We start from the raw sequence: 17,852 nt of genomic DNA on the forward strand, positions 1-17,852 counted from the left end.
TTTCGGCCCGCAGGGCCGTGTCTTTCAGGGGCGCGGGGAACTGCGCGAACAACCCCCACCCACCCGCAGCCGCTCGACGACCTCAACCTCCCGAGCTCTCCCGCGCCGGTTGGTCCTCCCCCCGCGCCCGAAGAACCACCTTGTTCACCGCCCACAGCCCGACCCCGATCGCCAAAAGAACCCCCGCACGGATGTACACGTCGGCCGGCCGGTCGGCGAGAGGGCTGGCCAGGATCAGGGCCGTCACCGCGCCGAGGACCGGCAACACCGTCGGCGTTCGGAAGTGCGCGTGCTCGACGCGGTCCCGGCGCAGGACGAGGACCGCGATGTTGACGACGGCGAAGACGCACAGCAACAGGAACGCGGTGGTGTCGCCGAGGCCCTCGATCTCGCCGGTGGAGACGAGACCGATGGCGAGGAGAGTGACGAAGACGATCCCGACGACGGGGGTGCGGCGGCGGGGGAGTACGCGGGCCATGCCACGCGGCAGGATGCGCTCGTTGGCCATGCCATAGCAGAGCCGCGAGGCCATCATGATGTTGATCAGCGCCGAGTTGGTGACCGCGAAGAGGGCGATGAGGGCGAAGAGCTTGTGCGGGAAGTCCACCCCGCCGGCCTTCACCACTTCGAGGAGCGGTCCGCTGGAACCCTCCAGGGTCTTGTGGTCGACGAGGAGGGACGAGACCAGGGCGACCAGGACGTAGATCGTGCCGGTCACCGCCACGCCGATGAAGATCGCGCGGGGGAAGGTCTTGACGGGGTCCTTCGTCTCCTCGGCCATGTTCACCGAGTCCTCGAAGCCGACGAAGGCGAAGAAGCCGAGGGCCGTGGCGCCCAGGACGCTGGTGATCAGCGCGTACCCCGTGCCGCTCGCCTCGAACTCGGTGAGCCGGGACGGCTCCCCGTCGCCGCTGAGGACCGCCCACGCCCCGATCGCGAGGATGATCATCAGGCCGGTCAGCTCGACGAGGGTCAGGATCACGTTCGTCTTGACCGACTCGGAGACACCCCGCAGGTTCAGCGCGGCGAGCAGCACGATGAAGGAGATGGCGATGAGGGTGGGCGGCAGCGCGTCGTTCGTCAGCTCGCTCAGATAGTCGCCGCTGAAGGCCCGCGCCGCGGCGCTCGCCGACGACAGGCCCGAGCACATCACCATGAAGGCGACGATGAACGTCAGGAACGGCAGTTTGAAGGCCTTCTGGGTGTAGAGGGCCGCCCCGGCCGCCTTCGGGTACTTGCCGACCAGTTCCACGTACGAGGCGGCCGTCAGGATCGCGACGACGAAGCCGATGACGAAGGGGAGCCAGAGGGCTCCGCCGACCTTCCCCGCGACCTTGCCCGTCGTCGCGTAGATGCCGGTGCCGAGGATGTCGCCGATCACGAAGAGGATCAGCAGTTTGGGGCCGAGCACGCGTTTGAGGCCGGTCTCCTCGGCGGGCGTCGGCGCTCCGGCGGTCGTTTCGGTGGTGGGCATCAGAACCTCCCCCGATCGGTGTTCCGACGGTGATCCGTCCGGGGGAGTTCTGCCCGGTCCCGGGCCGTGGATGCGTATGCAACCGATTCTCAGAGCTTCACCAGAGGTTCGGAGGCACGGGCACGGCTCACGGGGCGCGGACGGGGCTCGCGGGGCTCACGTGGCGCGTGAGCGGCCGGCTCACGTGGTGCGCAGCGTCCGCTTGGCGAGTTCGTACGCCGGGAGCATCGCCTCGTGTTCGGCCGTGTCGAAGCCGCCGAGATGGACGACGACGGGGCCCTCGGGGGTGACGGTGATGAACGCCCGCTCCTTCTTGGTCTCTTCCAGGGCCTCGCTGGTGTAGAGGTACTGGACCTCGGCGCCGGATACGTCGGAGTCCGAGGCGAAGTCGCTGTACCGCGCCTCGCTCGTGTTGCCCTCGGCTGCCACGAACTCCTTGAGCAGCGCCTCCGCGTCCTCGGCCTTCGCGCCGGCCTCGCCGGTCCAGACGCGGATGAAACCGATGTTCCCGGCGGGCTTGGCGTCGATCTCGCAGGCGGCGGTGAAGGGGCCCTGGTGGAGCAGCCCTTCGGCCAGTTCCTCGGCGATCTCGTTCCCGCTGTCGCTCTCCGCGGGCGCGGTGCCGATGGCCTCCGGTTTCCACTTCGCGGCCGTGTCGAAGGTGACCGGCAGTTCGCAGGCGGAACCGGCCGGGCCGACGGTGCCGCCGCTCTCGACGGCCTCGGCTGCCTTGGCCGACTCGGACGCGATCACCGAGGGGGAGGACTCCTTGGCCTCGTCCGTCGATGTCGATTCCGAGCAGGCCGTCAACACTCCGGTCAGCAGGGCCACCTGGGCCAGTACCGACCGTCTCACCGTTCTTCGCACAGCTGCCGTCTCCCTTTCTCCGGTCCGGTTCTCCGTTCCGGCGGGACACGGTAGCGGAGGGAAGACCACGGTGATCGTACAGTTGTGCGGATGCGGGCGGCGCCCCCGAGGTGGGGTGCGCCGCCCGGAGAGTGGGCCTGCCCGGTGGGCCTCAGATCTCCAGTTCCGCCTCGATCCTCTTCAACTGGTGCCTGGCCATGGCCAGGTTGGCCCGCTTGGAGTCGAGGACCAGGTAGAGGAAGAGGCCGTTGCCGCCACGGCCGGTGAGCAGCCGGAGCAGGTGGTACTGGTCGGACAGGGTGATCAGGATGTCCTCGATGTCTCCCTTGAGGCCGAGGTGTTCCATGGTGCGCAGCTTGGCGCGTACGACATCGGTGTTGCCGGCGGCCGCGACGGTGAGGTCGAAGCTCTTGCTGCCGCCGATCGTGCCCAGTGCCATGCCGCTGGTGTAGTCGACGAGGGCGGCTCCGGTCGCGCCCTCGATGGACGCGAGGGTCTCTTTCAACGCGGTCTCGGTGTTGGCCATGGTGTGCTGTTTCCTCTCAACTCTCAGTTCTTGTACGTGCGTTGGATGTGGTTCGTGGTGTGGCGCGGAGGGTGGACGGACGGGGAGTGCGGCGGGGCGGGGTGGACCTGACCGTGGCCTTGGCCGGGGTCAGGTCCGTAGGCGTGGACTTGGTGATCGCCGAGCGGTCGGCGGGGCGTGGCGCCGCGTCCACCAGTTCGCCGATGCGGGTGCCGGCGCGGCGGCCCTCCAGGTGCAGCCGGCCCACGTTGACGCGGTCCTGGGCCAGCAGGGTCAGCACGGCGGAGGAGCCCGCCGCGTACGTCGCCACGTAGCCGTGTTCGCCGCGCAGAAGCAGCTCGCGGAGGTCGCCGCTGCCGGTGGCGTCGGTCATGCGTACGGCGACGCCCAGCGCGGCGGCGGTGAGGGCCGCCACGCCCTCCGCCTCCACGCCCGGGGTGTCGTGGGCGAGGACGAGCCCGTCCACGCTGGCCGCGAGCGCGCCGGTCAACTGGGGTATACGGGCCCTCAACCGGTGCAGTTCGTCGAGGACTTCGGCCTCCGCGGCCATGAGCAGTCTCCTCTCGGCGGGACGCTCCCGCTGCGGCTCAAAGGGCCTCCAGCGCATCCCTGAGCCTTTGCAGTAGGGCGATGTCGGGGTCGGTGACGGTGAGCGGCCAAGGTTGGGTGGGGGCTGATACTTCGTCACCGGCTGCGGGTTCGTACGCGTTCGACGGCGCTGTGGCTATCAGCCCCGCTGCCGCCAGGCGGCGTATGTCCACCAGGGTGTGGAAGGTGGGGCGGCCCAGGGACCGGGAGATGTCGGCTGCCGTGCGGAAGCCGTTGACCTGGCCGAGTACGGCTTCCTGGCGGGCCGGGACCGGTGGGACGGCGAGGCCGGCCGCTCTGATCAGCGGGGCGTCGTCCGTCGCCGGGTCGGGCCAGATGCGGTGCAGCAGGTCGCGGCGGCGCAGCGCCTCACGCTCCACCGTGGCCACCGGCACCGGACGGATCGGCCCGAGCCAGTGCGCGGCCCCGTACCGGAAGCCGGCCGGTGCGCTGCTCGGGCCGAGCACGAAGTACGCCGCGTCGAACAACGCCCCCGTGTGGCACAGCTCCAGCGCGCCCCGGGCGACCCGGCCGCTGTCGACGAGGAACCGCCCGACCCGCAGCCCGGCCCCGGCCGTGTCGACCGCCTCGCGCCAGCCCTCGGAGTCGAGGATGCCGCCGGTGGTGAGCAGTACGTCGAGGCCCGGGGACCGGGGGCTCTCGGCGTGCACGACCTCGCCCTCGGACAGATACAGCGAGCCGCACTCCCGCAGGAGTACGCCGGTGGCACGCTCGGCGGCGAGCCGCTTCAGCATGGGCGAGACGGCCTGGCGTGCCTGGGCTCCACGGACGGGCAGCCGGGGCGCGGGTGTGGTGATCACGCTCATGCCAGCACCAGCCGTCCCGCCATCTCGCCGAGCCGGATCCGGGCCAGCGCGAGGTTGCCGTCGGTACGGGCCAGCCACAGATGCAGGAACACGCTGCTGTCGAACGTCGTCCGCACGAACCGCAGCACGTGGTACGTGTCCCGATTGCTGACGATCAGGTCCTCGACCGGCAGGCCGGCCCCGGACCAGTCGGAACCCTCCTCCGGTGCGAACGTTCGGTGCTCCGCCGCGAGCCGGGCCAGTTCCGCGGCCTCCGCCGCCGTCGTCTCGTGGTCACCGCCGGGTGCCTCCCCGACCGTGCCCAGCGCCAGTCCGCTGGTCCAGTCGACCACCGCGGCGCCCAGGGCACCGGGCAGCCTCATGGCCTCCACCAGACACTCGTCGATTCCGGGCACCGTGGCTCCCCTCCTGCCTGCGGTTCGGCTGAGTGACCCAGACGCTACGCAACGTGTGCACGAGGAGTGAGGGATCTGGCATTTTCCAGCGGAACATGCCGACGGGTGACTAGGGTGGGTCGACTTGCCTGGTTTTCGGGGGGTGTTGAGGCGACATAAGGCGCCGACGCGCTGAGGTGGGGCTATGCGGTCGAACCGCATGGCGAGGCGTCAGACGCGGTCCGGATGTCACCCATTCCGGGGGTGTGGGGCGCGCAGAAGAGGGTGGCTAAAACCCCCGCACGCCCCCGGTTCTTTTAGGGGCGCGGGGCTGTATCGATATGCGGCTCCGCCGCGTGGGCGCGATCAACCACGAACAACCCGCAGCCGCCACACGACAAGTTCCCCCCGAGCTCCAAGGCGCCTGTCAAAGCCCCAGAAGCCCAGACCTCTCCCCTCCCCCCGCCTCCGCCACAATCTCCTCCGCGGTCTGCGGCGTCCGCACCGCCGCGAACCGCATCTCCCCCTCGCCGGGGGCGTACCCATAAATCCCGGGCCGAGGCAGAGAGTTGTACGCATAGTGATGCGCGAAGTAATACGCCCCCGTGTCCAGCGCGGCCGCGTAATCCCCCGGCTCGAACAACGGCAACGCCCGCCCCTCCGCCAGCAGATCCCCCGTAAAACAGGCGGGTCCGGCCACGTCCTGCACCACCGCCGGCCCCTCCTTGGCGCGCCCCTTCCCGTCGTATGCGACGATCCGCAGCGGCCACGACCCCGGCGCGTACACGGTCCGCGTCGCCACCTGCACGCCCGCGTGGGTGACCGCGATCGGCCGCCCGCCGGAGCGCTTCGTGTACTCCACCCGCGCGAGCACCGTCCCGTGCTTCGCGAGCAGCGACCTCCCGAACTCGGTGACCAGCCCGTACCGCCCGTCGAACAGCCCCGGCACCGCCTCCGCCAGCAGCTGCGCGTACTGCGCGTACGTCGGTGTCGCCGCCTCCGACGCGAAGTTCACCGGCAGCCCGCCGCCGATGTCGATCGTGTCGATCTGTCGCCGCCCGATCCGCCGGTTGATCTCCTCGGCCAGCTCGTACGTCTCGGTGATCCCCCGTGCCATCAGCGACAGCGGCATGCCCTGCGAGCCGGTGTGCGCGTGCAGCCGGCTCAGCCAGGGGCGGTCCAGATACGTCCGTACGACCCACTCCCGGGCGCCCTGGTCCCGTAGCGCGATCCCGAACTTCGACGTGGCCGTCGCCGTGGACAGCGCGTCGATGGTGCCGCCGCCGACCTGCGGGTTCACCCGGACGCCGAGCGGGGAGCGGGTGGTGGCCGACCGCACGAGCGCGTCGATGCGGTCCAGCTCCTGCGGATTGTCCGCGTTGACCGCGATGCCCAGCGCCAGCGCCTCCCGCAGCTCGGCCGGGGTCTTGGCGGGGGAGTCGAGCACGGTCTGTTTCGGCGACATCCCGGCCGCCCGCGCCAGGGCCAGCTCCCCGGCGCTCGCCACCTCCGCGCCGATGCCCGCCTCGCGCAGCAGCCGCAGCACCGGCACCAGCGGCGTCGCCTTCACCGCGAACGCGTGCAGTACGGGCGTGCCGGGCGCCGTCACCGCGTCGAACGCCCTGCGCAGCTCCGCCGCCGAGGCCCGGATCCCGGTGACGTCCAGCAGTCCGACCACCGGGCTACCGGGGCCGACCAGCCCCTGCTCCACGGCCGCCCGCACGGCGTCGTCCCGCCGGGCGGCACGGTCGGCTTCGGTGTCGAACAGCCGGAGCGTGCGCTCCCCGTCCGACTCCTCGGCCGCCCCGTTCCGCCCGGTGGACGGCCCCTTCCCGCCTGCCCCGTTCGTCACGTCTCCCATCTCGTCCCCCGTTGTCGTGTCGTTTCCGAAGCCCATACAGCCAGTGTCCGCGGGCCCGTACAGCCAGTGTCTCCAGCCAAACACCCGAGGCGCGCCGGCACGGGCCGTACGGCCGTATTGACTAGCTCTATTCATCAAGTCAGGATGTGAATAGTTGCTGTAAAGCGAGGAGGCAGACCCGTGTCAGGACCCCGCCCGCCCGTCTCCCACCACCACCCTCGAACGAGGCCCTACGGGCCGCCCCCTGGTCCTGTCCGAGCGCCCCGCGGTACGGAACTGAGTGCCCTGGGCTGGCAGCAGGAAGCCGCCCTGCGCATGCTGCAGAACAACCTCGATCCCGAGGTCGCCGAGCACCCCGACAAGCTCGTCGTCTACGGCGGCACGGGCAAGGCCGCCCGTGACTGGCGCTCCTTCGACGCGATGGTCCGTACGCTGCGGACGCTGAAGCAGGACGAGACGATGCTGGTCCAGTCGGGCCGGCCGGTCGGTGTCATGCAGACCCACGAGTGGGCCCCGCGCGTCCTCATCGCCAACTCCAACCTCGTCGGCGACTGGGCGAACTGGGAGGAGTTCCGCCGCCTGGAACAGCTCGGCCTCACCATGTACGGGCAGATGACCGCCGGCTCCTGGATCTACATCGGCACCCAGGGCATCCTCCAGGGCACGTACGAGACGTTCGCCGCCGTCGCCGCCAAGAAGTTCGACGGCACACTCGCCGGGACGATCACCCTCACCGCCGGCCTCGGCGGCATGGGCGGCGCCCAGCCGCTCGCCGTGACGATGAACGACGGTGTCGCGATCTGCGTCGACTGCGACCCCCGGGCGATCGAACGCCGTATCGAGCACCGGTACCTCGATGTGAAGGCCGACTCGCTGGTCCACGCCCTCCAGCTGGCGGTGGAGGCACGTGACGCCCGCCGTCCGCTGTCCATCGGCGTCCTCGGCAACGCCGCCGAACTCGTCCCGCAACTCCTCGCGATGGGCGCCCCCATCGACATCGTCACCGACCAGACCTCCGCCCACGACCCGCTGTCCTACCTGCCGTTGGGTGTCGACTTCGACGACATGGCGTCCTACGCGGCGAAGGACCCCGCCGGGTTCACCACCCGGGCCCGGGAGTCGATGGCCAGGCACGTCGAGGCCATGGTCGGCTTCCTGGACGCCGGCGTCGAGGTCTTCGACTACGGCAACTCCATCCGGGGCGAGGCCCAACTCGCCGGATACGAGCGCGCGTTCGCCTTCCCCGGCTTCGTCCCGGCGTACATCCGGCCGCTTTTCTGCGAGGGCAAGGGGCCCTTCCGGTGGGCCGCCCTCTCCGGCGACCCCGCCGACATCGCCAAGACCGACCGGGCGATCCTCGACCTCTTCCCCGAGAACGAATCCCTCCACCGGTGGATCAAGATGGCGGGGGAGAGGGTCCACTTCCAGGGCCTGCCCGCGCGTATCTGCTGGCTGGGCTACGGGGAGCGGGACAAGGCCGGTGAGCGGTTCAACGACATGGTCGCCAGCGGGGAGCTGGCTGCGCCACTCGCGATCGGGCGCGACCACCTCGACTGTGGGTCCGTCGCCTCTCCCTACCGCGAGACCGAGGCCATGCTCGACGGTTCCGACGCGATCGCCGACTGGCCGCTGCTGAACGCGATGGTCAACGTGGCGTCGGGGGCGTCCTGGGTCTCCCTCCACCATGGGGGTGGCGTGGGCATGGGCCGGTCCATCCACGCGGGTCAGGTGACTGTCGCCGACGGTACGAAGCTGGGCGGCGAGAAGATCCGGCGGGTACTCACCAACGACCCCGGGATGGGTGTGATCCGGCATGTCGACGCCGGGTACGACATCGCGGAGTCGGTCGCCGACGAGCGGGGTGTGCGCGTGCCGATGCGTGAGGGTGACCGGGCGTGACCCAGGACGGCAACTCTCCGGTGGGGGCGGGCGCTTCGTCGCCGACTGCGGGTCCGGCTGTGCCCACCCTTCACCACTCTCAACTTCGTTCGAGCGGGGGGACCCCCATCGCCCTGCGGAACGACTGCCCACAGTCTGTACGGGGTGCCTCGTTTCATGAGATGTGGCGTGAGCTTCGGCCCATCGGGCGGCATCCCGAGTCCGGTGGTTATCGGCGGTTCGCCTGGACCGGGGCCGATGCCGAGTGTCGGGACTGGTTCGAGGCGCAGGCCAGTGCCCGGGGACTGACCTACGAGGTCGACCGGAACGGTAATCAGTGGGCCTGGCTCGGGGATCCCGTGGAGGGGGACGCGGTGGTCACCGGGTCGCACCTCGACTCCGTTCCCGATGGCGGAGCCTTCGACGGACCCCTCGGTGTCGTGTCCTCCTTTGCCGCGCTTGATGAACTGCGGGCCAGGGGGGCCCGGCTCGACAAGCCGGTCGGCGTCGTCAACTTCGGGGATGAGGAAGGCGCGCGGTTCGGGCTGGCCTGTGTGGGGTCGCGGCTCAGTGCCGGGCGGCTCACCGTCGAGGAGGCGTGGCGGCTGACCGACGGGGACGGGGTGACGTTGCCGCAGGCCATGGAGGCCGCCGGGTACGACCCGGAGGGCATCGGGGCCGACCCGGAGCGGCTCGCGCGGATCGGGGCGTTCGTCGAGCTGCACGTCGAGCAGGGGCGGGCGCTGGGTCTGTCCGGGGACGCCGTCGGGATCGCCAGTGCCATCTGGCCGCACGGGCGGTGGCGGTTCGACTTCCGGGGCGAGGCGAACCACGCCGGAACGACCCGGCTCGTCGACCGGCGGGACCCCATGCTGTCGTACGCGGAGACCGTCCTCGCGGCCCGGCGCGAGGCGCGGCTCGCCGGGGCCGTCGCCACCTTCGGCAAGATCTCCGTCGAGCCGAACGGCGTCAACGCAGTCCCCTCCCTCGTCCGCGGCTGGCTCGACTCCCGCGCCGAGGACCAGGAGACGCTGGACGTCGTCGTCGCCGCCATCGAGGAGGCGGCCCGTGACCACGCCCGGGCGGGTGGGGTCGAACTCGATGTCGTCCGCGAGTCCTTCACCCCCGTCGTGGAGTTCGAGCACGCCCTGCGGGACGAGATCGCCCGCATCCTGGGCCGGGAAGCCGACCTGAAGGTGCCGGTTCTCGGGACCGGGGCCGGACACGACGCCGGGATCCTCTCCGGGCGCGTCCCGACCGCCATGCTGTTCGTGCGCAACCCCACGGGCGTCTCGCACTCCCCGGCCGAGCATGCCGCCGAGGACGACTGCCTGGCCGGGGTGACCGCGCTCGCCGACGTACTGGAAGGGCTGGCCCGCAGGTGACGGAGACGACCTACTGGCTCGAACACGCCTGGCTCGGCACCCATGTCGAGCCCGGCGTGGCCTTGGAGGTGACGGACGGTCGGATCACGGCGGTCCGCACGGGGACGCCCGCTCCGCCGCAAGGGGCTGAGGTGCTGCGCGGCCTCACGCTGCCGGGCTTGGCCAACAGCCATTCCCACGCATTCCACCGGGCCCTGCGCGGCACCGTCCAGGTCGGCTCCGGCACCTTCTGGACCTGGCGCGAGGTCATGTACCAGGTCGCGGACCGGCTGACCCCGGACACGTACCACGCCCTCGCCCGCGCGGTGTACGCCGAGATGGCGCTGGCCGGTATCACCTCCGTCGGCGAGTTCCACTATGTGCACCACGCCCCCGGCGGCACCTCGTACGCCGACCCCAACGCCATGGGAGAGGCGCTGATCGCGGCCGCTCAGGAGGCCGGGATCCGGATCACCCTCCTCGACACCGCCTACCTCTCCTCCGGTTTCGGACAGGCGCCCAACCACCACCAGCTCCGCTTCTCCGACGGCACGGCGGAGGCGTGGGCGGAACGCTGTTCAGTTCTCAAGGACCGGGATCACGCGCGGATCGGTGCGGCCGTCCACTCCGTACGGGCCGTGCCGGCCGGGCAGTTGGCGACGGTGGCGCGGTGGGCTCAGGAGCGGCGGGCCCCGCTGCACGTGCATCTCTCGGAGCAGACGGCGGAGAACGACGCCTGCCAGGAGACACACGGCTGCACACCCACCCAACTCCTCGCCGAAAACGGGGTGTTGGGGCCGAGGGCGACGGGCGTGCACAACACCCACCTCACCGATACCGACATCGCCCTGCTCGGCGACAGCGGCACCGGCACCTGTATGTGCCCCACCACCGAACGCGACCTCGCCGACGGCATCGGCCCCGCCGTGGCCCTGCAACGGGCGGGCTCCCCGCTCTGCCTCGGCTCCGACAGCCACGCCGTCGTCGACCTCCTCGAAGAGGCGCGCGCGATGGAGCTGAACGAGCGGCTGCGCACCCGTACCCGGGGTCACTGGCCGGCGGCGGCCCTGCTGCGGGCGGCCTCGGCCGACGGCCACGCGGCCCTCGGCTGGGACGAGGCGGGCACCCTGGAACCGGGCGCGCTCGCCGACTTCACGACGATCGCGCTCGACTCGGTCAGGACGGCAGGCCCGCCTCCACGGCTCGGCGCGGAGACGGCTGTATTCGCCGCGTCGGCAGCAGATGTGTGCCATACGGTCGTGGGCGGTCGGCACGTCGTACGGGACGGGGCGCACGCCCTCGTACCGGATGTGCCGAAAGCCCTCGCGGACGCCGTCGCAGCCCTGCGCGGATGACCCCACCCCCGTCGCCCCCCGACCCGGACCCCGAGCCCACCGCCGACCAGGCCACCAAGGACGCCATGAGCAGCCCGACGACCGTCAGCCCCGCCAACTCCGCGAGCACCGCCAGCACGCTCATCACCAACATCGCTGCCCTGGTCACCAACGACCCCTCCCTCGGCGACGGATCCCCCCTCGGACTGGTCCAGGACGCGGCCGTCGTCATCGACGGTGAACGCATCGCGTGGACCGGTGATCAAAGCAAAGCACCCGCCACTGACAATCGGGTCGACGCCGGTGGCCGGGCGGTGCTTCCGGGCTTCGTGGACTCCCACTCCCACCTCGTCTTCGCGGGCGACCGGACCGCCGAGTTCAACGCCCGCATGTCCGGCCGCCCCTACAGCGCCGGCGGCATCCGCACCACGGTCGCCGCCACCCGCGCCGCGAGCGACGAGGAACTGGAGGCGAACCTCACCCGTTACCTCCGCGAGGCCCTCCGCCAGGGCACGACCACCTTCGAGACGAAGTCCGGCTACGGCCTGACCGTCGAGGACGAGGCCCGGGCCCTGCGCATCGCCGCCCGGCACACCGACGAGGTCACCTACCTCGGCGCCCACATCGTGCCCCCCGACCACGCCGACGACCCCGCCGCCTACGTGGCCCTGGTCACCGGCGAGATGCTCGACGCCTGTGCCCCGTACGCCCGTTGGGCCGACGTCTTCTGCGAGAAGGGGGCCTTCGACGGCGACCAGGCCCGCGCGATCCTCACGGCCGGCAAGGCGAAGGGCCTGCACCCGCGCATCCACGCCAACCAGCTCTCTTACGGGCCTGGCGTGCAACTCGCCGTCGAGCTGGACGCGGCCAGCGCGGACCACTGCACCCACCTCACCGACGCCGACGTGGACGCCCTCGCGAACAGCCGTACGGTCGCCACGCTGCTGCCCGGCGCCGAGTTCTCCACCCGCGCCGAGTGGCCGAACGCCCGCCGGCTGCTCGACGCGGGCGTCACCGTCGCCCTCTCGACCGACTGCAACCCGGGGTCGTCCTTCACCTCGTCCGTCCCGTTCTGCGTCGCGCTCGCGGTACGGGACATGGGGATGACACCGGACGAGGCGGTCTGGTCGGCCACGGCCGGGGGCGCGCGGGCGCTCCGCCGCGACGACATCGGCCGCCTCACGCCGGGCGCGTACGCCGACCTGCTGCTCCTGGACGCGCCGAGCCACGTCCATCTCGCCTACCGGCCGGGAGTTCCCCTGGTCACGGGCGTGTGGCGGCGCGGGACGCGCGTGGTCTGACCAGGGACCAGGGGAAGGGGATCAGGGGAAGGGGATCAGGGTGCCCCGGCGCGCCACCGCTGCCCCGCACGCCCCGTCGCCTCGGCCAGGAAGACCGAGCCCAGCTTGTCCGGTGTCACCGCCTGGTCCGGGGCGATGGCCGGGCGGATCAAGCCCTGGGAGTCGACCGTGAACCGGAGGTTCTCGCCGTTGTCGCCGTCGAGCGCGTCGCACTCCCAGATGCCCACGCCCTCGTCGGTCCCCCCACGGCTGTCGAGGCAAAGGTCGGGGTCGGCGAAGGACTGGAGGGCGTCCCGGTGTGAGTCGACGCGCCAGCGCTGGGTGTCACGGGAGGAGCAGGTGGCGGTGACGACGTCGGTGCCGTCCTCCAACTCCCCCCGGATGTCCAGGCACAGGCCCGTGGCGACGTTCACCACCTGGGCGTAGGCGCCGTTCAGCGGGGGCCCTGACGGCAGCGACGGTGTCCGGCGGTCGGTGTTCGACGGGCTCGGACTCTTCGTCTGCTCGGGCGGCTTCGTCGGTTTCGGGGACTCCGAAGGACTCTCGCTGGTCGAGGCGGAGGGGGACGGGGATGGAGTCGGGCTCGACGGGACCGGTGACGTCACGCTCCCCGGCGGCGGGTTCGTCGGCGTACCGATGGAATCGGCCGCGTCCGGGGATGAGGAGCCGCCCGAGTACACCAGGAAGACCAGCAGCGGGGCCAGGGCCACCCCCAGGACCACCGAACTCACCACGAGCCGACGGGAGGCGGGCCGCGCCGCCCCGGGCACCGCCCCCGCGCCACCTTCCGCCCCCGCTCCTGTCCTCGGATCCAGCGTCCCCCTCCCCGCCGTGGCCGTATCCGCCGCGGCATCCGACCAGTTGGCGATCGTCGCCGTCACCGGTTCCGCCACCCCGGCTGTCGCCCCTGCTGCCGTCCCGGTCGCGGCCCCCGTCTCCGCCGTCTCCGCCGCCGTCGCCCAAGGACGACGGCGAGGCGTATTCGGCTCTCTGCGCGCGTACGCCGTACCGCCCCACGGCAGCAGCCCCGCCGCCAGGGCCGCGCGCGGGGCGTCCCGCAGGGTGCACAGCTCCTCGTACGCGCCGGTGCAGTGCGCGCAGTGCGCCATGTGGGACTGCAGATCCGTGCTGTGGCGGGGCGTGTCCGGGCGTACGGACTCCTCGATCAGCCGGCGGAAGTCCTGGCAGCGCGGATCATCGGAGGCGGCGAGGCGGACCTTGAGACAGGCCTGGCGCAGGACGTGGAGCGCGGGCTTCTGCTTGTACGCCACGTGGTCGGCGGCGAGACCGAGGAACAGGGCCGTACGGTCGTCGGGTTCACGCTCCACGATGCCGTACCAGATGAGGCCCTGGGCACGGGGCGGCAGAGACTCGAACGCCGCGAGCAGTGGTGGCACCGGGCCGTCGGGACCGGTCGTGCGCAGGGTGTGGAGCAGGGTCGGATCGAGGCCGGTCGCGTGGTCGTCCCGGGCCCAGGCGGCGGCCGACCGGCCGGTCAGGAGCAGCAGTTGGTGCCGCCACGGGACGCTCGGCTCGCTGCCGCGCGCCGTCTCCCGGGTCGCGAGGGAGAACACCTGTGCCGCCAACTGCCGGGCCGCGGACTCGCTCGCCGCGCACAGGCGTGCGTAGGCGAGGACCGACGGGTGGTGGCGTGCGCGGAGTTCGCGCAGGGCCGGGTACGCGAGGGGCGTGTTGGCGCGTAACAGCGCGGTGAGGCGCGCGTCGGACGCGTCCGCGCACCCGGTGCCGTCACCGGTGCCGTCACCGATGTCGTCGTCGGGGCGCTCGTCTTGAGCCCGAGCCATCCTCGTGCCTCCTCGCACCCCCGTGTCCGCCCGTTCGGCCTCCTTGCGTACCGAACAGTCTGACGGGTGACCATAGTGAAGGAAGGTGACTCGTGAGAAAAGGTGTTCCCCGCGGTAAGGGAACGGCAGAATGACGGGACCGGAAACGACTCGGCCGGATACCGGAGGAGCGTCACAACTCCTCCGTTACCCGGCCGGGTTGGGTCACAGTGGCCCCGTGGTCACAGCGGCCCTGTGGTCATTCCTCGACCGTCAGCCCCTTGCGCAGCCGTACCAACGTCCGTGACAGCAGCCGGGAGACGTGCATCTGGGAGATGCCCAGCTCGTCCCCGATCTCGGACTGCGTCATATTGGCGACGAACCGCAAGGAGAGGATCTTCCGGTCGCGCGACGGCAGTTCGGCGATCAGCGGCTTCAGGGACTCGACGTACTCGATGCCCTCGATCCCGTGGTCCTCGTAGCCGATCCGGTCCGCCAGCGCGCCCTCGGAGTCGTCCTCCTCCGGCTGGGCGTCGAGCGACGAGGCCGTGTACGCGTTCGACGCGGCCATGCCCTCGACGACCTCGTCATTCGTGAGGCCGAGGCGCTCTGCCAACTCTCCCACTGTCGGAGCGCGGTCGAGCCTCTGAGCGAGCTCGTCACCGGCCTTTGCCAGGTCGAGCCGGAGTTCCTGAAGACGGCGCGGGACCCGCACGGACCAGCTCGTGTCACGGAAGAAACGCTTGATCTCGCCGACGATCGTCGGCATCGCGAAGGTGGGGAACTCGACGCCCCGGCTCAGTTCGAAGCGGTCGATCGCCTTGATCAGGCCGATCGTGCCGACCTGGATGATGTCCTCCATCGGCTCGCTGCGGGAGCGGAAGCGGGAGGCGGCGAACTTGACCAGAGCGAGATTGAGTTCGACCAGGGTGTTGCGGACGTACGAGTAGTCGTGGGTGCCCTCTTCGAGGGACTCCAGCCGCTCGAAGAGCGTCTTGGACAAGGCCCGGGCATCCACCGGCCCCACCTCGTCGTACGGGGGGATCTCCGGGAGGCCGGCGAGCGCGTCGCCCTGGTCGTGGGCGAGGTCGTCCGGCGTGTCTTCCGGAGAGGGTGCCGACGTCGCCCTCTGGGTATGCGATTCGTCGAGCCGGGGTGACATGATGTCCTCCATCGTTCTCGGCGTATGGCCGCCGATGCCAATTCGTGCACTGCGGTGTGCGGCGCCTCCAAAGCCGGCCGTGTTGATTGGTGTCCCTACTAGCCCTACCCGGTTTCCCGAGGTCGTCGCAAGTGCCTACTGTGGCGAAATGTCCACTCCTGGGCGTTTGTTCGGGTGTCGGAGGGTGTGGAGAAGGCGTAGTGTTCGAGGGCGAGTCAGCAGCCACGACGGGTCGGGAGAGAGACGGCATGGACCGTGGGACGGTCGGCAGCGCACAGTCGGGCCGACTACGGGTCGAGGTGCGGGAAGAGGGCCCCAGCGCCGTCGTGACCCCGGCGGGTGAGCTCGATCACCACACCGCCGATCTGTTGCGTGAGCCACTCGAAGGCTGCCTGGACAAAGGATTCACGCGCCTGGTCGTGGACTGCTCGCGGCTGGAGTTCTGCGACTCCACCGGGCTCAACGTCCTCCTGGGTGTCCGGCTGAGGGTCGATGCCGCGGGCGGCGGGGTCCATCTGGCGGCGATGCTGCCGGCGGTCGCCCGGGTCTTCGAGATCACCGGGGCGGACGCGGTCTTCACCGTTCACGACACCCTCGACGCGGCGCTGGCCGACTAGAGCGTGTGAGTTTGACCGTGTGAGTCGCGCCACGGCTCCCCATGTTTGACGAACCTCACCCCGGTCCGCGCTCCGGACCGCATGTCACTCCGTGACCAGCGGGTTACTCGGGTCACAGGTTCTGTGCCGAAAACGTGGGTGTTCTGACGGTTCGCTCGGGCAGGAGACATCCTGAACGGGTCGGCAGTCGCGACGGAAGCGCGGAAGTACGGATGGCACTTGCGGATGGCACTACGGATGACAGCACGGAACGGCACGTGCCGCGGGTCTTTGTCCCGCACCCTTGATGAGTCCTGAATCGTGAACTGGTGAATCGGTGAGGTGAAGCGCTGATGAGCACCACCCGGCCTTTCTCGCCGGGCGACCGCGGCCCGGAACCGGGTGTCGGCGGCGCTTCCGGGGCGCCCGGAGAGGACCCGCCGACGGCGCCCGCCGGTGCCGCGTCTGCCAGTGCCGTGCCTGTCGGTGCCGCGCCCGCGGCCGCGCCCGCCGGTGCCGTGAACGATGGCCGGTCCCGGCGGCTCGGCTTCGACGGCGAGAGTGGTGTGGTGCCGCTCGCCCGTGACTTCACCCGCCAGGCGCTGTACGCGTGGGGGTGGTTGCCCGCGGCCACCGCCGACCAGCGGGCCGCGGCGGAGGATGTGCTGCTGGTGGTCTCCGAGTTGGTCACCAACGCGTGTCTCCATGCGGGGGGCCCGGCCGAGTTGTGGATCCGGTGCGACAACAAGGTGCTGCGGATCGAGGTGTCCGACCGGGGGGCGGGGTCTCCGGCGCCGCGGACGCCGCATCGGGCGGGGCGGCCGGGTGGGCATGGGATGTTCATCGTGCAGCGGCTTTGTCTTGACTGGGGGGTTGTACGGACTCCTGGGGCTGCCGGGAAGACGGTTTGGGCGGAGTTGGGGGCGCCGGCCTAAGCGCCGTAGGGGGCTTGCGGTTCGGGGGCTGCGGGTCGTTCGTGGTTGCTCGCGCCACGCGGCGGAGCCGCATATCGATACAGCCCCGCGCCCCTTGGGTTTCCCGGGCTCGGCTCAACCGTGAATGTGGGGCCCGGTTCATCGACACATATCCAACACCTGCGTGTGTCTTCCTTCTCCAAGACCCCCGGCGTACCTTGAGCGGCCGATCTGATGTTCCGTCAGAATGTGGGGTGCCGAGGTGTCGTACCGGACGTACCAGAAACGAACCGCCGCGCTCGCGTCCCTCGCGGCCCTGGCCGGCTCGGCGGTGCTGATGGCCGCCCCCGTGGCCCATGCCGAGGTCGTGGACGTCGAGTACAACTGCAAGACGCCGATCGGTGACAAGTCCGCCGTGTCGCCCATCGACATCAAGGGCGTCGAGGAAGGCGGCGGCTACAAGATCACCATGTCCTGGCAGAAGGGCGTCTCGTCCAGCCCGGTCGAACTGGGCAAGGGCGCGATGAGTCCGAGTGCCACGATCAAGCTGAGCGGTGCCGAGAGCGGCACGCTCACGGTGACGGGGCCGGCCAACCAGGAGGCGATTCCGGCCGACACCCCCATCAAGATCAACGACCTGAGCGGGACGTACACCCCGAAGAAGTCCGGAAAGGTCGACTTCACCGCGGGTGTACTCACCATCAAGGCCCTCGGCACGGTCACCACATGCATGCCGGGTAACAACCCCGGCCCGTCCCTGAGCCTCGACGTCACGGCGGCGGCGGGCGGGAGCGCGTCGGGCGGGACGGGTGGCTCGGCCTCGGGCGGTACGGGCGGCACGGACGGTTCGGGTGGCGAGCTTCCGCAGACCGGTCCCCTGGACTCCGCGGTCGCCCTCGGCACGCTCGGCGGCACGGTGCTGCTCGCGGGCACGGCGGGCGTGTTGTGGGTGACCCGCAGGAACCAGGCCGTACGTCGCTGAAGGCGCGAGTCGAGTCGTGA

16 protein-coding genes are annotated in these 17,852 nt (G+C 70.8%); 7 read left to right on the plus strand and 9 right to left on the minus strand.

What is annotated here, in order from left to right; genetic code table 11:
* Positions 1 to 82: 82 nt before the first annotated feature.
* The 7 genes from F3T56_RS32540 to F3T56_RS32570 all read right to left on the minus strand — a co-directional run bounded on the left by F3T56_RS32540 (position 83) and on the right by F3T56_RS32570 (position 6,553).
* The gene (locus F3T56_RS32540; RefSeq protein ID WP_149828938.1) at positions 83 to 1,474 is read right to left on the minus strand and encodes an APC family permease; all 1,392 of its coding nucleotides are present in this window, start codon (positions 1,472 to 1,474) and stop codon (positions 83 to 85) included.
* Positions 1,475 to 1,654: 180 nt separating this feature from the next.
* Positions 1,655 to 2,341 carry a lipoprotein gene (locus tag F3T56_RS32545; protein ID WP_149828939.1) on the minus strand — a complete coding sequence of 229 codons (687 nt, stop codon included), beginning with the start codon at positions 2,339 to 2,341 and terminating at the stop codon, positions 1,655 to 1,657.
* 151 nt (positions 2,342 to 2,492) lie between these two features.
* The gene (locus tag F3T56_RS32550) at positions 2,493 to 2,867 is read right to left on the minus strand and encodes a roadblock/LC7 domain-containing protein (protein ID WP_149828940.1); all 375 of its coding nucleotides are present in this window, start codon (positions 2,865 to 2,867) and stop codon (positions 2,493 to 2,495) included.
* Between the two features lie 16 nt (positions 2,868 to 2,883).
* A complete protein-coding gene (locus F3T56_RS32555; protein WP_149828941.1) occupies positions 2,884 to 3,417 on the minus strand; it encodes a roadblock/LC7 domain-containing protein in 534 nt (177 codons plus the stop codon).
* A 37-nt stretch (positions 3,418 to 3,454) separates the two neighbouring features.
* Positions 3,455 to 4,282, minus strand: coding sequence for a hypothetical protein (locus F3T56_RS32560; RefSeq protein WP_149828942.1), 828 nt, complete (start codon positions 4,280 to 4,282; stop codon positions 3,455 to 3,457).
* Positions 4,279 to 4,677, minus strand: a complete 399-nt coding sequence (locus F3T56_RS32565) for a hypothetical protein (protein ID WP_149828943.1) — start codon at positions 4,675 to 4,677, stop codon at positions 4,279 to 4,281. The genes F3T56_RS32560 and F3T56_RS32565 overlap by 4 nt, the downstream gene beginning before the upstream one ends.
* A 406-nt stretch (positions 4,678 to 5,083) precedes the next feature.
* Positions 5,084 to 6,553: a type III PLP-dependent enzyme domain-containing protein gene (locus F3T56_RS32570; RefSeq protein WP_425473678.1), complete on the minus strand. Its 1,470-nt coding sequence runs from the start codon at positions 6,551 to 6,553 to the stop codon at positions 5,084 to 5,086.
* A gap of 144 nt (positions 6,554 to 6,697) precedes the next feature.
* Here F3T56_RS32570 and hutU point away from each other — a divergent pair, with 144 nt between their 5' ends.
* From hutU to hutI, 4 genes are all read left to right on the plus strand, one after another.
* Positions 6,698 to 8,416 carry a urocanate hydratase gene (gene hutU / locus F3T56_RS32575; protein WP_149828944.1) on the plus strand — a complete coding sequence of 573 codons (1,719 nt, stop codon included), beginning with the start codon at positions 6,698 to 6,700 and terminating at the stop codon, positions 8,414 to 8,416.
* A 161-nt stretch (positions 8,417 to 8,577) separates the two neighbouring features.
* The gene (locus F3T56_RS32580; protein WP_172639247.1) at positions 8,578 to 9,780 is read left to right on the plus strand and encodes an allantoate amidohydrolase; all 1,203 of its coding nucleotides are present in this window, start codon (positions 8,578 to 8,580) and stop codon (positions 9,778 to 9,780) included.
* Positions 9,777 to 11,114 carry a formimidoylglutamate deiminase gene (locus tag F3T56_RS32585; protein WP_149828945.1) on the plus strand — a complete coding sequence of 446 codons (1,338 nt, stop codon included), beginning with the start codon at positions 9,777 to 9,779 and terminating at the stop codon, positions 11,112 to 11,114. The genes F3T56_RS32580 and F3T56_RS32585 overlap by 4 nt, the downstream gene beginning before the upstream one ends.
* The gene (gene hutI / locus F3T56_RS32590; RefSeq protein ID WP_149828946.1) at positions 11,111 to 12,394 is read left to right on the plus strand and encodes an imidazolonepropionase; all 1,284 of its coding nucleotides are present in this window, start codon (positions 11,111 to 11,113) and stop codon (positions 12,392 to 12,394) included. The genes F3T56_RS32585 and hutI overlap by 4 nt, the downstream gene beginning before the upstream one ends.
* A 35-nt stretch (positions 12,395 to 12,429) precedes the next feature.
* Here hutI and F3T56_RS32595 read toward each other — a convergent pair whose 3' ends face one another.
* Together F3T56_RS32595 and F3T56_RS32600 are read right to left on the minus strand one after the other, a co-directional pair.
* On the minus strand, positions 12,430 to 14,199 hold the full coding sequence (locus F3T56_RS32595) for an RICIN domain-containing protein (protein WP_149828947.1): 1,770 nt from the start codon (positions 14,197 to 14,199) through the stop codon (positions 12,430 to 12,432).
* Positions 14,200 to 14,437: 238 nt separating this feature from the next.
* A complete protein-coding gene (locus F3T56_RS32600; protein ID WP_149828990.1) occupies positions 14,438 to 15,340 on the minus strand; it encodes an RNA polymerase sigma factor SigF in 903 nt (300 codons plus the stop codon).
* A 248-nt stretch (positions 15,341 to 15,588) separates the two neighbouring features.
* On the opposite strand from F3T56_RS32600, the gene F3T56_RS32605 reads away from it, so the two are divergent.
* The 3 genes from F3T56_RS32605 to F3T56_RS32615 all read left to right on the plus strand — a co-directional run bounded on the left by F3T56_RS32605 (position 15,589) and on the right by F3T56_RS32615 (position 17,832).
* Positions 15,589 to 15,957 (plus strand): STAS domain-containing protein, encoded by a 369-nt coding sequence (locus F3T56_RS32605; RefSeq protein ID WP_149828948.1) that lies wholly within the window; start codon positions 15,589 to 15,591, stop codon positions 15,955 to 15,957.
* Positions 15,958 to 16,289: 332 nt separating this feature from the next.
* A complete protein-coding gene (locus F3T56_RS32610; RefSeq protein WP_149828949.1) occupies positions 16,290 to 16,871 on the plus strand; it encodes an ATP-binding protein in 582 nt (193 codons plus the stop codon).
* A 226-nt stretch (positions 16,872 to 17,097) separates the two neighbouring features.
* Positions 17,098 to 17,832 carry an LPXTG cell wall anchor domain-containing protein gene (locus F3T56_RS32615; protein ID WP_149828950.1) on the plus strand — a complete coding sequence of 245 codons (735 nt, stop codon included), beginning with the start codon at positions 17,098 to 17,100 and terminating at the stop codon, positions 17,830 to 17,832.
* Positions 17,833 to 17,852: the final 20 nt, after the last annotated feature.

It is taken from the genome of Streptomyces tailanensis (assembly GCF_008386495.1).
Classification (GTDB): Bacteria; Actinomycetota; Actinomycetes; order Streptomycetales; family Streptomycetaceae; genus Streptomyces; species Streptomyces tailanensis.

Coding starts and splice junctions, on each gene's coding strand:
- F3T56_RS32540 (WP_149828938.1), bottom strand. CDS start 1,474: ATGCCCACCACCGAAACGACCGCCGGAGCGCCGACGCCCGCCGAGGAG.
- F3T56_RS32550 (WP_149828940.1), bottom strand. CDS start 2,867: ATGGCCAACACCGAGACCGCGTTGAAAGAGACCCTCGCGTCCATCGAG.
- F3T56_RS32555 (WP_149828941.1), bottom strand. CDS start 3,417: ATGGCCGCGGAGGCCGAAGTCCTCGACGAACTGCACCGGTTGAGGGCC.
- F3T56_RS32560 (WP_149828942.1), bottom strand. CDS start 4,282: ATGAGCGTGATCACCACACCCGCGCCCCGGCTGCCCGTCCGTGGAGCC.
- F3T56_RS32570 (WP_425473678.1), bottom strand. CDS start 6,553: ATGGGCTTCGGAAACGACACGACAACGGGGGACGAGATGGGAGACGTG.
- F3T56_RS32580 (WP_172639247.1), top strand. CDS start 8,578: ATGTGGCGTGAGCTTCGGCCCATCGGGCGGCATCCCGAGTCCGGTGGT.
- hutI (WP_149828946.1), top strand. CDS start 11,111: ATGACCCCACCCCCGTCGCCCCCCGACCCGGACCCCGAGCCCACCGCC.
- F3T56_RS32595 (WP_149828947.1), bottom strand. CDS start 14,199: ATGGCTCGGGCTCAAGACGAGCGCCCCGACGACGACATCGGTGACGGC.
- F3T56_RS32600 (WP_149828990.1), bottom strand. CDS start 15,340: ATGTCACCCCGGCTCGACGAATCGCATACCCAGAGGGCGACGTCGGCA.
- F3T56_RS32605 (WP_149828948.1), top strand. CDS start 15,589: ATGGACCGTGGGACGGTCGGCAGCGCACAGTCGGGCCGACTACGGGTC.
- F3T56_RS32610 (WP_149828949.1), top strand. CDS start 16,290: ATGAGCACCACCCGGCCTTTCTCGCCGGGCGACCGCGGCCCGGAACCG.
- F3T56_RS32615 (WP_149828950.1), top strand. CDS start 17,098: ATGTGGGGTGCCGAGGTGTCGTACCGGACGTACCAGAAACGAACCGCC.